We start from the raw sequence: 13,717 nt of genomic DNA on the forward strand, positions 1-13,717 counted from the left end.
CCCTAAGATCTGCGCATGACAGGATCGGGCGGCCCCCAGCACTGGGCGCCGGGGGAGCACATCCTCTGGCGCTACCGCGGCAACGGCTCCGGCGCTGTGCACATCTGCCGGCCGGTGACCGTCGTCCAGGACACCTCCGAGCTGCTCGCCGTCTGGATGGCGCCCGGCACGGAGTGCGTCAAACCGGTGCTCACCGACGGGACCCCCGTCCACGAGGAGCCCCTCGCCACCCGCTACACCGCCCCGCGCACCACCACCCGCTCGCGCTGGTTCGGCACGGGCGTGCTGAAGCTGGCCAGACCCGCCGACCCGTGGTCGGTCTGGCTGTTCTGGGACCGCGGCTGGCAGTTCCGCAGCTGGTACGTGAACCTCGAGGAGCCCCGCACCCGCTGGTCCGGCGGCATCGACTCCGAGGACCACTTCCTCGACATCTCCGTCTATCCGGACCGCAGCTGGCTGTGGCGGGACGAGGACGAGTTCGCCCAGGCCCAGCGGGCCGGTCTGATGGACGCCGCGCAGGCCGCGCGGGTCCGCGAGGCGGGCCGGGCCGCCGTCGACCTGATCCGGGCGTGGGGCGCGCCGTTCTCGGACGGCTGGGAGGACTGGCGTCCGGATCCGCGCTGGCAGGTGCCCGAGCTTCCGTCGGACTGGGATCGCACCCCGGCGCACACCGCACCGTGAGACCCTTGATGCGCCCCCGGGGTGCAAACGTAGGATCGTCCTCCGCAAGACGTGATCAACCGAACGCCGTGTCAACCACTGAGCACAGCGCAGGACCTGACCGTAAGTCATCCAGGAGGGGGAGAGCCGTGCCGGACGTGCGCCCGGGTGACGCGACCCCTGCCGCGGCCGCTGCTCGCGGGGTCTTCGGATCCAGTACCCGCCAGGGGTTTATCCCCGGTGAAGGCGCGGCATCGGCGAGAAGAGCGAGTGCATCGCACCACCGGCCCGGACGGACGGAATCCCACGCGTGACGGAGCATCCCACCTCCCACGAAGGCCGCCAGCCGCTGGCTGCCCGGTCGCAGGAACGCACCCGCCCCCGCCAGGAAGCGGCGACGGCGGCCGCGGCCGTCGCGGTGCCCGCGCCCGGCGGCGGCGGAGGGGCGCAGGACGGTGCCGCCTCGCGGCGCGAGGGTGACCGGCTGCGGTTCGTGGGCGCGGCGACCCGGCGGATCGCGCGCGGCATAGACCTGGACGAGATCGTGCTCGGCCTGTGCCGGGCCACCGTGCCGACCTTCTCCGACGTGATCCTGGTCTATCTGCGCGACCCTCTCCCGGTGGGCGACGAGCGGCCGGTCGCGCCGTTCGTGCTGCGGCTGCGCCGCACCGACCGGCTGCGCTTAACGGACCTGGAGGGCGAGGAGCTGGTCCTCGTCCCCGATCCGGACCCGACCCCCGCGGCGGAGCTGTGCGAGGTGCGCTCCGGCGGCGCCCTCGCCGAGGTGCTGCGCGGGGTCCGGCCGGTCTTCGGCGACTCCGCGGCCGCCCGGGCCGCGCTGCCCGAGCTGCTCGGCTCCGACCACCCGGTGCCCGGCGGGCACCGGGCGATCCTCGCGCCCTTGCGCGGCCGGCGCCGGGTCATCGGGGCCGCGGTCTTCCTGCGCCGCCCCGAGCGTCCGGGCTTCGAGCCGAACGACCTCCTGGTCGCCGCCCAGTTGGCGACGCACACGGCGCTCGGCATCGACAAGGCCGTGCTCTACGGCCGTGAGGCGTACATCGCGGACGAGCTCCAGCGCACGATGCTGCCGGACTCGCTGCCGCAGCCGACCGGTGTGAAGCTCGCCTCCCGCTACCTCCCCGCCGCCGAGACGGCCCGGGTGGGCGGTGACTGGTACGACGCGATCCCGCTGCCCGGCAGCCGGGTGGCGCTGGTCGTGGGCGACGTCATGGGGCACTCCATGACCTCCGCCGCGATCATGGGGCAGCTGCGCACGACCGCGCAGACCCTGGCGGGTCTCGATCTGCCGCCGCAGGAGGTTCTGCACCACCTGGACGAGCAGGCCCAGCGGCTCGGCCAGGACCGGATGGCGACCTGCATGTACGCGGTGTACGACCCGGTCTCGCACCGGATCACGATCGCCAACGCGGGCCATCCGCCGCCCATACTGCTCCACCTCGGCGGCCGCGCGGAGGTGCTCCGGGTTCCCCCGGGCGCTCCGATCGGCGTGGGCGGGGTGGACTTCGAGGCGGTCGAGCTGGACGCCCCGGCGGGCGCGACGCTGCTGCTGTACACGGACGGGCTGGTGGAGTCCCGGCTGCGGGACGTGTGGACCGGGATCGAGCAGCTGCGCGAGCGGCTGGCGGCGACGGCGCAGTTGACCGGGCCCGACCATTCGCCTCCGCTGGAGGCGCTCTGCGACGACGTCCTCGACATGCTCGGCCCGGGCGACCGGGACGACGACATCGCGCTGCTCGCGGCCCGTTTCGACGGGATCGCGCCCAGCGACGTGGCGTACTGGTTCCTGGAGCCGGAGGACGCGGCTCCGGGGCGGGCCAGGCGGCTCGCGCGGCGGGCGCTGGCGCGCTGGGACCTGGAGGAGCTCTCGGACTCGGTGGAGCTGCTGATCAGTGAGGTCGTGACGAACGCGGTGCGGTACGCGGAGCGGCCGGTGACCCTGCGGCTGCTGCGGACCGACGTGCTGCGCTGCGAGGTCGGCGACGACTCGCCGCAGCTGCCCCGGCAGCGGCGGGCGCGGGACACCGACGAGGGCGGCCGGGGGCTGTTCCTGGTGAACCGGCTGGCCCGGCGGTGGGGGGCGACGCGGCTCTCGGGCGGCAAGGTCGTCTGGTTCGAGCTGGCCACGCGCCCGTAGGACCGCGAGGTCCGCGGCGCGGTGCGTGCGGGGCTCTCGCACGCGGTGCTCCCGTACACGGGGCTCGTACATGACGAAGGCCGGGCCCCCGGGGGTCCGGCCTTCGTCATGTCGTCACCCGGTCACTGGAACTGGAACGGGCGCTCGGCGTCCTCCCCGCCCCCGTCCGGCGGTTCGATCGTCGCGTCCGTCGTCGACGGCGTCGGCTTCGGCGGCGTCGTGGTCGTCCGGGTCGGCTGCGGCGGGGTCGTCGCGGTCGGCGTCGGCGGCGGGGTCGGGTCCGGGGTGTCGGTGTCCGGCGTGGCGGGCGGCGTCGGCGTCGGGGACTCGGTCGTCCGGGACGGCGTGGGCTCCGGGGCGACGACGCCCGAGTCGCCGGTCTCCAGATCGAACGGGGTGTCCGAGCCGCCGCCGAGCGCGCCGGTGGTGTAGGCGCCCCAGATCTGGGCGGGGGTGCGGCCGCCGTTGGCGCGGCCGGGGTTGATCGTGTCGGTCAGGGTGACCTGGCCGCCCTTGGGGTCCTCGCCGAAGAGGCCGACGGCGGTGACCAGTTCGGGGGTGTAGCCGACGAACCAGGCGGAGCGGTTGTTCTCCGAGGTGCCGGTCTTGCCGGCCGCCGCGTAGTCGCCGGCGGCGCGGAAGCCGGAGCCGCTGGAGACGACGCCGGTCATCGCCTTGGTGACGGTGTCGGCGGCCTCGCGGCTGAGGATCCGCTCGCCGATCGCCTTGACCGGCTCGGCCTCGCGGTCCTTGTGCGCGGCGGACTTCACGATGGTCGGGGTGACCTTCACGCCGTGGTTGTCGAGGGTCGCGTAGGCGGCGGCCATGTCCCAGGTGGAGGCGCCCATGGTGCCGAGCGACATCGCGGGGCTCTCGACGAAGTCGGGGCTGTCGCGCAGGCCGAGGTCGAGCGCGGTCTTCTTCACGTTGCCGGGGCCGACGTCGACGATCATCTGGGCGTACACCGAGTTGATCGAGCTGTTGGTGGCCTTCTGGACGGTGACGGGGCCGTAGCTCCTGTTGTCCTCGTTCTCCGGGTTGAACGGCACGTCGCTGCCCTCGACGGGCCGCTTGCTGGTGCCGTCGTAGACGGTGCCGAGGCCGATCTTCCGGCCGTCCTGGGTCTCGGCGCCGTTCTCCAGGGCGGAGGCGAGCACGATCGGCTTGAACGTGGAGGCGGGCTGGTAGTCGCGCCGGGTGGCGTTGGACATCCAGTGCTCGGTGGCGCCGACGCCGCCGTAGAGGGCGAGGACCTTGCCGGTCTTCGGGTCGACCGAGGTGGCGCCGGCCTGGACGGTGGCGTCCTTCTTGTCGTCCTTGCGGTCGAGCTTGTCCTCCAGCTGCCGCTCGACCGCCTTGACCAGCGACTTCTGCTTCTTCTCGTCGATGTTGAGGGTGATCGTCCAGCCGCCGGCCCTGATGTCGCCCTCGCTGATGCCCTGGCGCATCAGCTCCTGGTTGGCGGCCTCGACGAGGTAGCCGGTCTGGCCCTCCATGCCGGGGGCGGGCTTGGGCTTCTGGGGGACGGGGAACGTCAGGCCCGCGCGCTCGGTCTGCGGCAGCCAGCCCTCCTCGACCATGTTGTCGAGGGTGTAGTTCCAGCGCTCCTCGACCAGCTTGCGGCCGGTGGGGGTGGCGGAGGTCCAGTCGTACTGGTTGGGGGCCTGGAGCAGGGAGGCGAGGTAGGCGCCCTGGGCGACGGTCAGCTTGGAGGCGTCGACACCGTAGTACGACTGGGCGGCGGCCTGGATGCCGTAGGCGCCGCGTCCGTAGTAGCTGGTGTTCATGTAGCCGGCGAGGATCTCGCTCTTCTCCATGCGCTGGTCGACCTTGAGGGCGATCACCATCTCCTTGAGCTTGCGGGTGACCGTCTGGTCCTGGTCCAGGTAGTAGTTCTTGACGTACTGCTGGGTGATGGTCGAGCCACCCTGCTTGCCCTTGCCGGTGACGGTGTTCAGGGCGGCGCGGGCGGTGCCCTTGATGTCGACCCCGAGGTCCTTGTAGAAGGTCTTGTTCTCCGCGGCGACGAAGGCCTTCTGGACGCCTGTCGGGATCTTCTCCAGGCCGACGATCTCCCGGTTGACCTCACCGGTACGGGCGAGGACCTTGCCGTTGGCGTACTTGTAGACGTTGCTCTGCATGGTGGCCTGGGCGTTGGCGACGGGCACCGGGACCAGCAGATAGACGGCGTAGAAGGCTCCCAGGACGAGCAGGCAGCCGACGAGGAACGTGCCCAGGAGTTTCCTCCAGGTGAAGAGACGGCGTATCCGCCCGCTCTTTCCCTGGCGTTTGTCCGCTCGGCCCATGTGCGTCGTCGCTCCGCTCGTCGTCGTTCCGGTCCCGGCGTCCGCGCCGAATCAGCTCAGCAAGCTAACACCGCTCATGCAGACAAAGGGCAATCGATCCGGTCTTTCCGGACGTGAGAATCAGCACCTGTCTCCACGGGAACCGACGCGCCAGAGACGGCGATGGTTGTGCGACACCGGTCACACGCTGCCCCGTTGGCGGTATACACCGTGCGTATACACCGGGTGTACAGTGACCGGCATGTCCATCGGTCACACCCTTCTGGGGCTCCTGGAGTCCGGTCCGCGCCACGGCTACGACCTCAAGCGCGCCTTCGACGAGAGATTCGGCCACGACCGGCCCCTCCACTACGGGCAGGTCTACTCGACCATGTCCCGATTGCTGAGGAACGGGCTGGTCGTGGTGGACGGCGTCGAGGCCGGCGGCGGCCCGGAGCGGAAGCGGTACGCCATCACGGAGGCCGGCATCACCGATGTCGAGCGCTGGCTGGCGCAGCCCGAGAAGCCGGAGCCGTACCTCCAGTCCACGCTCTACACCAAGGTCGTCCTCGCCCTGCTGACCGGGCGCGGCGCGGCCGGCCTCCTCGACGTGCAGCGGGCCGAGCACCTGCGGCTGATGCGCGACCTCACCCGGCGCAAGAAGGGCGGCGACCTCGCCGACCAGCTGATCTGCGACCACGCGCTGTTCCACCTCGAAGCCGACCTGCGCTGGCTGGAGCTGACCGCCGCCCGTCTCGACCGGCTCGCCGAGGAGATCCGCCGATGACCACCGCTCCCCTGCTCCGCGCCGAGGGCCTCGACAAGGCCTACGGTCCGACCCCCGCGCTCTCCGGAGCGGACTTCGCCGTCCGGGCCGGCGAGGTCGTCGCCGTGATGGGTCCCTCCGGCTCCGGCAAGTCGACCCTGCTGCACTGCCTCGCGGGGATCGTCCGGCCGGACGCCGGCACCGTCACCTACGACGGGCGCGAACTCACCACCCTCTCCGACGCCGAACGCAGCCGCCTGCGGCGCACCGACTTCGGCTTCGTCTTCCAGTTCGGGCAGCTGGTGCCCGAGCTGAGCTGCGTCGAGAACGTCGCCCTCCCGCTGCGGCTGAACGGCGAGCGACGCCGGGCCGCCGAGGCCAGGGCCCGGGAGTGGCTGACCCGTCTGGAGGTCGACGACGTCGCCGCCAAGCGTCCCGGCGAGATATCCGGCGGCCAGGGCCAGCGGGTCGCGGTCGCCCGCGCCCTCGTCGGCTCCCCGCGCGTCGTCTTCGCCGACGAGCCGACCGGCGCCCTCGACTCGCTCAACGGCGAACGCGTCATGGAACTGCTCACCGACGCGGCCCGGGACACCGGCACCGCCGTCGTCCTCGTCACCCACGAGGCCCGCGTCGCGGCCTACTCCGACCGCGAGGTCGTCGTCCGCGACGGCGCGGTGCGGGACACGGAGTGGGCGGTATGAGTCCGCGCACGTGGGCCCACGACCTGGCCCTCGGCGCGCGGTTCGCGGTCACCGGGGGCCGCTCGGGCCTGTTCCGCACCCTCCTGACCGCGCTCGGTGTCGGCTTCGGCGTGGCCCTGCTGCTCACCGCCGCCTCCCTGCCGGGCATGCTCTTCCAGCGGGAGGTGCGCGAGGCGACCCGTTCCGTCGACGGCAGCGAGCAGGAGACCGGCCCCCGCCCCGACACCTTCCTCCACCTCGGGCAGACCACGCTCTACCGGGGCGACACCGTCACCGGGCTCCTGCTGCGCCCCGAGGGCACGAGGACCCCTCTGCCGCCCGGCACGGCGAAGCTGCCCGCGCGGGGCGAGATGCTGGTCTCGCCCGCGCTGCGCGAGCTGCTCGACTCCCCCGAGGGGGCCCTCCTCAAGGAACGGGTCCCCTACCGGGCCGTCGGGACGATCGGCGACCCCGGCCTGATCGGCCCGGCCGAACTGCGCTACGTCGCCCACGTCGGCTTCCTCACCACCGACAACTACGACGGACGCGGGTCGCGCTACGGCTGGTCGGTGCCCGCGGAACCGTTCAACGCGTTCCTGATCCTCCTCGTCCTCGTCGCCTGCGTCGTCCTGCTGCTCCCGGTGCTCGTCTTCATCGCGACCGCCGTCCGCTTCGGCGGCGAACAGCGCGACCGCCGGCTCGCGGCGCTCCGCCTCGTCGGCGCGGACACGGCCATGACCCGGCGGATCGCCGCCGGGGAGTCCCTCGCCGGGGCGCTCCTGGGCCTCGCGGTCGGCGCCGGGCTCTTTGCGGTGGCCCGGCAGTTCGCGGGGACGGTCACCATCTGGGACGTCAACGCCTTCCCGTCCGACGTCGTGCCGATGCCGGCCCTGGCCGCGCTCGTCCTCGCCGTGGTGCCGGCGGCCTCGGTCGCGGTCACCCTCGTCGCCCTGCGCGGGGTGGGGATCGAGCCGCTCGGCGTCGTCCGGTCGGCCGCGCCGCGCCGCCGCCGGCTGTGGTGGCGGCTGCTGCTCGTGGCGGCGGGCGCGGCCCTGCTCGTCCCGCTCTTCGGAGAGGTCGACGCGGCGCGGACCGCGGTCGACACCGTCGGGGTCACGACCGGTGTCACCCTCTGCCTGACCGGCCTGACCACTCTGCTGCCATGGCTCGTCGAGGCGGGCGTGAAGCGGCTGCGCGGAGGGCCCGTCTCCTGGCAGCTGGCCGTCCGCAGGCTTCAGCTGAGCAGCGGTACGGCCGCCCGCGCCGTCAGCGGCATCGTCGTCGCGGCGGCCGGCGCGATCGCGCTCCAGATGCTCTTCCAGGCGATGGAGGACGACTTCACGCTGGCCACGGGCGAGGACGTCACGCGGGCCCAGATCGTGGCCGAGACCGAGGCGAGCGACGGCGACGAGGCCGGGGAGATGATCGCCCGCTTCTCGCGGACCGAGGGCGTCAGCGGTGTCTCCGGCACGATCACGTCGTACGTGTGGCGGCCGGGACCCCTGGAGGCGGGCGAGTCGTACGCCCCGCTGACCTCGGTCAAGGTCGGCGACTGCGCCTCCCTGCGCGAGTACGCGACGCTGCCCTCCTGCACGGACGGCGACGTCTTCATCGCCCTCGCGCACGGCGCCCAGGGAGCGCCGCCCGACAGCCGGGTCACCCGGATCGCGAGGCCGGGCGCCACGGTCGTCCTGCGGGATCCGGAGGTACACAAGGGCACGCTCCCCCGGTGGCGGATCCCGACCACCGCGCGGACCGTCGACTCCCGGCCCGACCCGACGGGCAGGTACGAGTTCGGGCTCCTCGTCACCCCGTCCGCGGTCGACGCGTCCCGGCTCGACGAACCCGCCGCGCTGGCGATGGTGCGGCTCGACCCGGGCGTGCCGGACGCCGCCGAGTACGTACGGAACACGGCCGCGGCGCTCGACCCGACGTCGTGGGTCCGCACACTGAAGGACACCGAGCGGAACGCGCAGTTCGCCAGCGTCCGCACCGGCATCCTCGTCGGCTCGACGCTGACGATGCTCCTGGTGGCGGCCTCGCTTCTGGTGACGACGCTCGAACAGCTCAGGGACCGCAAGCGGCTGCTGTCCTCGCTGGTCGCCTTCGGCACCCGGCGCACCACGCTGAGCTGGTCGGTGCTGTGGCAGACGGCGGTGCCGATCACCCTCGGTCTCGTCCTCGCCGTGGCCGGCGGGCTCGGCCTCGGAGCCGTCCTGCTGAGGATGACGGGCCAGGAGGTCCTGGACTGGTGGGTCTTCCTGCCCTTCGCCGGCGTCGGGATCGGGCTGATCGCGGCCGTGACGCTGCTGAGCATGCCGGTCCTGTGGCGTCTGATGCGGGCGGACGGGCTGCGGACGGAGTAACCCGTCGACCGTGCGTGCGAGGCGTGGGCGTCGGTTCCGGGTCGGGATTCAGGAACCGGCGCCCCCCACGCGTACCGCAGGTGTCACGACCCGGCGCCCAGCACCCGTACCGGAAGGCGCCTCATCGCACCCCGCAGCGAGCGCGCCAGCTCCTCGAACTCCTCGTGCCGGGCCGCCCCCGTCCGCATGGCGAGGGCGACCCGCCGCGCGGGCGCCGGGTCGGTGAAGCGGCCGGTGCACAGGGCGGTGTCCCGGGCGGTCTCCACCTTCACCGCGGTGCGCGGGAGCAGGGTCACGCCGAGGCCGCCCGCGACCAACTGGACGAGGGTGGACAGGCCCGCGGCGGTGGTGGTGACGGGCGCCCCCTCCGTACGGCCGGCCTCCCGGCAGATGTCGAGGGCCTGGTCGCGCAGGCAGTGGCCCTCGTCGAGAAGCAGCAGGTTGAGCTCCTTCAGGGCCTCGCGCGGGATGTCCTCGCGGCCGGCCAGCGGGTGCCCCTGCGGGGTGACGAGCACGAAGTCCTCGTCGAAGAGCGGGAGCTCGGTGACGCCGGGCACCCCGAGCGGCACCGCGAGCAGCAGCAGATCGAGGCGCCCCGCCGCGAGGCCCTCCAGGAGCGAGGACGTCTGCTCCTCGTGGACCTGGAGGTCGAGCTCCGGATAGCGCTCGTGGACCAGGCGCAGGACGGTGGGCAGCAGATACGGCGCGACGGTCGGGATCACGCCGAGCCGCAGCACCCCGGTGAACGGCGCCTGGGCCGCCTCCGCCTCCTCCATCAGCTCCGACACCGCGTCCAGGACGGCCCTGGCGCGCACCGCGAGCCGCTCCCCGGCGGGCGAGAGCAGCACCTTCCGTGTCGTACGCTCGAGGAGCTGGACACCGAGTGCCTCTTCGAGAGCCGAAACCGCGCCCGAAAGCGCGGGCTGGCTCATCCCGATCGCCGCCGCCGCGTCACGGAAGTGCAGATGCTCGGCGACCGCCGAGAACGCCCTGAGCTGGGAAAGGCTGGGCTGCTTGCCTCGGTACGGGGTGTACGGGAATCCCACTGATAACCACCTTCAATCAACACGCCGCAGTCTAGCTATTTCACTGATCAATGCACTGCGTGCCATGCTGTGACTCGTCCAACCCCCACGGAAGGCCCCAAAAGGGACTTCCACCCCCTCTACGAGGAGAGCGCGTGCTCACTGTCGGTGACCAGTTCCCCACCTACGACCTGACCGCCTGCGTGTCGCTGGAGAGCGGCAAGGAGTTCGCTCAGATCGACCACAAGACCTACGAGGGCAAGTGGCGTGTGGTGTTCTTCTGGCCGAAGGACTTCACCTTCGTCTGCCCCACCGAGATCGCCGCGTTCGGCAAGCTGAACGAGGAGTTCGCCGACCGCGACGCGCAGATCCTCGGCGTCTCCGGCGACTCCGAGTTCGTGCACCACGCCTGGCGCAAGGACCACGACGACCTGCGTGACCTGCCCTTCCCGATGCTCGCGGACTCCAAGCACGAGCTGATGCGCGACTGCGGCGTCGAGGGCGAGGACGGCTTCGCCCAGCGCGCCGTCTTCATCGTGGACCAGAACAACGAGATCCAGTTCACGATGGTGACCGCCGGCTCCGTGGGCCGTAACCCCAAGGAGGTCCTGCGGGTGCTCGACGCCCTGCAGACCGACGAGCTGTGCCCGTGTAACTGGACCAAGGGCGAGACCACCCTTGACCCGGTCGCGCTCCTCTCCGGCGAGTAAGGACGGGTGAACTGACATGGCTCTCGACGAACTCAAGTCCGCCATACCGGACTTCGCCAAGGACCTGAAGCTGAACCTCGGTTCGGTGATCGGCAACAGCGAGCTGCCGCAGCAGCAGCTCTGGGGCACCGTCCTGGCCTGCGCGATCGCCTCGCGCTCGCCGAAGGTGCTGACCGAGCTGGAGCCGGAGGCCAAGGCCAACCTCAAGCCCGAGGCGTACCAGGCCGCCAAGTCCGCCGCCGCGATCATGGCGATGAACAACGTCTTCTACCGGACCCGGCACCTGCTGTCGGACCCCGAGTACGGGACGCTGCGCGCCGGTCTGCGGATGAACGTCATCGGCAACCCGGGCGTGGAGAAGGTCGACTTCGAGCTGTGGTCGCTGGCCGTCTCCGCGATCAACGGCTGCGGCCAGTGCCTCGACTCGCACGAGCAGGTACTCCGCAAGGCCGGTGTCGACCGCGAGACGATCCAGGAGGCCGTCAAGATCGCCTCGGTGATCCAGGCGGTCGGCGTGACGCTGGACGCGGAAGCGGTGCTGGCCGAGTAAGGCCGCACGACGCGAGGAAGGGCCCGGGGCGCGGTGCGCACCCCGGGCCCTTCCGTCGTCGCCCCTCACTCCTTCAGGGCGGCCATCAGCGCCTTCATGTCCTGGACGAGCAGGGCCTCGACACCCGACAGGTCGGCCTTGGGTGTGCTCTCCACCGCCTCGTTCTTCTCCAGGTCCCAGCTCTGCTGCGGGGTGAGCCAGATGTTCAGCTCCGCCTGACCGTCGAGGACGGCGATCCAGGCGCCGGAGAACTCCGCCGGCTGCTTCTGGACGAACGCCTGTTCCCCCAGGCCCTCCACGGCCTCGGCCTGCTTCGCGAGGTCACCGAGGCCGGGCTCGAACTCCGGCCCCGGGTCGGTCGTCCTGTGCAGGTCGTACTGGACGTCGACGGAGTAGCCGGTGTCGGGCGAGTCCAGGATGACGGTGCACCGCGCCCTGTCGAGGGCGGGGTGACGCGCCGTCGGGGCGTTCGACGTAGGATCCACCGACCTCTTGCCGAGCTCCGTCGAGAGCGCCTTGAGCTCGGCCTTCTCGCAGAGGTTCTCGACCGCCCGGTATCCGCCGAGGTCGGGCCCGTCCTCCTGGGACCGGTCGTACGCGTAGAGGCCGCCGGCCCACACCGCCGAGGCGAGCAGCGCACCGCCCAGCGCCCACGGCCAGCGCCGCCGGGGCCCCGGCACGCCCGGTTCGGGCGTACGGGCCGTCGGCGCACCGCCCGCGGGGGCGCCGGCCGGGGGCGCCAGGCGGATGGGTTCCCCGGCGGGGAAGGCCGTCCCGCCCACCAGCTCCGGTTCGGAGATCACGCGTCACCCCGGTCGCGCGCGCCCGGCGCCGGCGTGGGCGCCACGGCGTACGCCGTCGCGCCGCGCGGTTCCGGCGTGCTGAGCAGGGCCCGTTCGGTGCTGTACGCGCGGAGGTAGCCGACCGCCGTGTTGGTGACCGCGACCAGCGGCACCGCCACGACCGCGCCGCCGATGCCCGCGGTCAGCCCGCCGGCCGCGACCGCGAGGACGACGCCGAGCGGATGGACGCGGACCGCACGGCCCAGGATGAAGGGCTGCAGGACGTGGCCCTCGATCTGCTGCACGGCCAGGACGACGACCAGGACCATCAGGGCGGTGAAGACCCCGTTGGTGACGAGCGCGACGACGCACGCGAGGGCTCCGGAGATGACGGCGCCGACGAGCGGGATGAAGGCGAAGAGGAAGATGAAGACGGCGAGCGGCACCGCCATCGGGACGTCGAGGAAGTACAGCCCGAGGCCGATGAAAACGGCGTCGATCAGGGCGACGATGACCGTGCCCCGGACGTAGGCGGTCAGTGTCCGCCAGGCGCGCGGCCCGGCGCCCGCGACTCCGGGGCGGGCCTGGGCGGGCAGCAGCCTCAGTGTCCAGTTCCAGACCTTCTTCCCGTCGTAGAGGAGGAAGAGGGTCGAGAACATGGCGAGCAGTATCCCGGTGATCGCCTCGACGAGCACGGTCACGCCCTGGAGTCCGGCGGTGGTGATCTGCTCGGTGTTGGCGCCGATGGTGTCGCTGAGGTTCTTCGCGATCTCGTTGATCTGCTGCTCGGTCACATGGAAGGGGGAGTCGAGCAGCCAGCGCTTGAGCTCCTCGATGCCGTCCCTGACCCGGTCGGAGAGGTTGTCGATGTTGTCCATGACCTGCCAGACCACGAACCAGCCGACCAGCCCCATGACCACGAATCCGGAGACGGCGGTGACGGCGGTGGCCACTCCGCGCGGCAGGCCCGCTTTGCGCAGACGGGCCACGGTGGGCTGGAGCAGGGCGGTGATGAGGAGCGCGGCGACGAAGGCGAGGACGACAAGCCGGACGGAGCTGATCACCTTCATCAGCACCCACAGCGTGCCGGCGAGCACGAGCAGCCGCCAGCCGGCCTCGGCCGCGACCCGCATGCCCCACGGGATGGCGTCGGCGGGCTCGGGCCGCGCGGCGACGGCGGGCGCGTAGGCGGGAGGCGCGGGGACGGCGGGCGGGGCGGGCGCGCGCCGGCCCGGCCACCGGCCGGAGTCGGCGCCGTCGGCGGACTTCGGTCCGGCCGTGTCGTCGTCGCCCGGCGGAATCGGTGCCTTCGGGCCGGCGTCCTCGCCTGGGGCGGCGGAGCCGGCGGGGATGGGGGGGCCATACGGGCGGTCGGGGTCGTGGTCGTGGTCGCGGTCGCCCAAGTCGTCGTCGTCCGCCTCGGCCCGCGCCCGGCGTTCGTCAAGGCGTTCGCCCATGCGGCTCAGGCTCTCGCCCAGCCGGCCCAGCCATCCTGGCAGTCTCGACATGACCTTCCCTCTTCCCCCCGCTCACTCCCCCACTCACCCCCGGCGAGCCCGACGAACCCCGAACCTACACGCCCGCACGCACGGAGCCCCTCACCGTAGGACGGTGAGGGGCTCCACGAGGTTGCGACGCCGGTTCTAGGGCCTGTGTGATGTCGTGATCATTGGGTGCTCTTGAGCAGGTCGTCGATCCAGATCATTGCGGCGCGGAGGTGGAGACCGGCGAGGTAGCT

Annotated in this window: 11 protein-coding genes; 7 read left to right on the forward strand and 4 right to left on the reverse strand. The window is 72.2% G+C overall.

Annotated features, from left to right (window positions below; all coding sequences use genetic code 11):
• Positions 1-15: 15 nt before the first annotated feature.
• Together fomD and ACZ68P_RS32470 are read left to right on the forward strand one after the other, a co-directional pair.
• Entirely contained in the window at positions 16-681 is a 666-nt protein-coding gene (gene fomD / locus ACZ68P_RS32465) for a cytidylyl-2-hydroxypropylphosphonate hydrolase (RefSeq protein WP_471012535.1), read from the forward strand.
• 289 nt (positions 682-970) lie between these two features.
• Entirely contained in the window at positions 971-2,815 is a 1,845-nt protein-coding gene (locus ACZ68P_RS32470; protein ID WP_471012537.1) for a SpoIIE family protein phosphatase, read from the forward strand.
• Positions 2,816-2,937: 122 nt separating this feature from the next.
• Here the strand turns inward: ACZ68P_RS32470 and ACZ68P_RS32475 are convergent, their stop codons facing one another.
• Positions 2,938-5,121, reverse strand: coding sequence for a transglycosylase domain-containing protein (locus ACZ68P_RS32475; protein ID WP_471012538.1), 2,184 nt, complete (start codon positions 5,119-5,121; stop codon positions 2,938-2,940).
• Between the two features lie 241 nt (positions 5,122-5,362).
• Between ACZ68P_RS32475 and ACZ68P_RS32480 the strand changes: the two genes are divergently transcribed.
• Genes ACZ68P_RS32480 through ACZ68P_RS32490 form a run of 3 tightly spaced genes read left to right on the forward strand, consistent with a single transcriptional unit; the run spans position 5,363 to position 8,912 of the window.
• Positions 5,363-5,887, forward strand: a complete 525-nt coding sequence (locus ACZ68P_RS32480) for a PadR family transcriptional regulator (RefSeq protein WP_471012539.1) — start codon at positions 5,363-5,365, stop codon at positions 5,885-5,887.
• Positions 5,884-6,567, forward strand: coding sequence for an ABC transporter ATP-binding protein (locus ACZ68P_RS32485; protein ID WP_471012540.1), 684 nt, complete (start codon positions 5,884-5,886; stop codon positions 6,565-6,567). Before ACZ68P_RS32480 ends, ACZ68P_RS32485 begins: the two co-directional genes overlap by 4 nt.
• Complete coding sequence (locus tag ACZ68P_RS32490) at positions 6,564-8,912, forward strand: FtsX-like permease family protein (protein WP_471012542.1); 2,349 nt, start codon at positions 6,564-6,566, stop codon at positions 8,910-8,912. The genes ACZ68P_RS32485 and ACZ68P_RS32490 overlap by 4 nt, the downstream gene beginning before the upstream one ends.
• An 83-nt stretch (positions 8,913-8,995) precedes the next feature.
• Here the strand turns inward: ACZ68P_RS32490 and ACZ68P_RS32495 are convergent, their stop codons facing one another.
• Complete coding sequence (locus ACZ68P_RS32495) at positions 8,996-9,958, reverse strand: LysR substrate-binding domain-containing protein (protein ID WP_471012543.1); 963 nt, start codon at positions 9,956-9,958, stop codon at positions 8,996-8,998.
• 134 nt (positions 9,959-10,092) lie between these two features.
• Between ACZ68P_RS32495 and ACZ68P_RS32500 the strand changes: the two genes are divergently transcribed.
• Together ACZ68P_RS32500 and ACZ68P_RS32505 are read left to right on the forward strand one after the other, a co-directional pair.
• Positions 10,093-10,647, forward strand: coding sequence for a peroxiredoxin (locus tag ACZ68P_RS32500; RefSeq protein ID WP_365714362.1), 555 nt, complete (start codon positions 10,093-10,095; stop codon positions 10,645-10,647).
• Between the two features lie 16 nt (positions 10,648-10,663).
• On the forward strand, positions 10,664-11,197 hold the full coding sequence (locus ACZ68P_RS32505; protein WP_471012545.1) for an alkyl hydroperoxide reductase: 534 nt from the start codon (positions 10,664-10,666) through the stop codon (positions 11,195-11,197).
• Positions 11,198-11,262: 65 nt separating this feature from the next.
• Here ACZ68P_RS32505 and ACZ68P_RS32510 read toward each other — a convergent pair whose 3' ends face one another.
• Both ACZ68P_RS32510 and ACZ68P_RS32515 read right to left on the reverse strand, forming a co-directional pair.
• The gene (locus ACZ68P_RS32510) at positions 11,263-12,000 is read right to left on the reverse strand and encodes a hypothetical protein (protein ID WP_471012546.1); all 738 of its coding nucleotides are present in this window, start codon (positions 11,998-12,000) and stop codon (positions 11,263-11,265) included.
• Positions 11,997-13,487: an AI-2E family transporter gene (locus ACZ68P_RS32515; RefSeq protein ID WP_471012548.1), complete on the reverse strand. Its 1,491-nt coding sequence runs from the start codon at positions 13,485-13,487 to the stop codon at positions 11,997-11,999. The genes ACZ68P_RS32510 and ACZ68P_RS32515 overlap by 4 nt, the downstream gene beginning before the upstream one ends.
• Positions 13,488-13,717: the final 230 nt, after the last annotated feature.

The organism is Streptomyces sp. NPDC036822, assembly GCF_055609145.1.

Excerpts from the sequence above, each read along its gene's own strand:
- fomD (WP_471012535.1), top strand. The coding sequence starts at position 16 with ATGACAGGATCGGGCGGCCCCCAGCACTGGGCGCCGGGGGAGCACATC.
- ACZ68P_RS32475 (WP_471012538.1), bottom strand. The coding sequence starts at position 5,121 with ATGGGCCGAGCGGACAAACGCCAGGGAAAGAGCGGGCGGATACGCCGT.
- ACZ68P_RS32480 (WP_471012539.1), top strand. The coding sequence starts at position 5,363 with ATGTCCATCGGTCACACCCTTCTGGGGCTCCTGGAGTCCGGTCCGCGC.
- ACZ68P_RS32485 (WP_471012540.1), top strand. The coding sequence starts at position 5,884 with ATGACCACCGCTCCCCTGCTCCGCGCCGAGGGCCTCGACAAGGCCTAC.
- ACZ68P_RS32490 (WP_471012542.1), top strand. The coding sequence starts at position 6,564 with ATGAGTCCGCGCACGTGGGCCCACGACCTGGCCCTCGGCGCGCGGTTC.
- ACZ68P_RS32505 (WP_471012545.1), top strand. The coding sequence starts at position 10,664 with ATGGCTCTCGACGAACTCAAGTCCGCCATACCGGACTTCGCCAAGGAC.
- ACZ68P_RS32515 (WP_471012548.1), bottom strand. The coding sequence starts at position 13,487 with ATGTCGAGACTGCCAGGATGGCTGGGCCGGCTGGGCGAGAGCCTGAGC.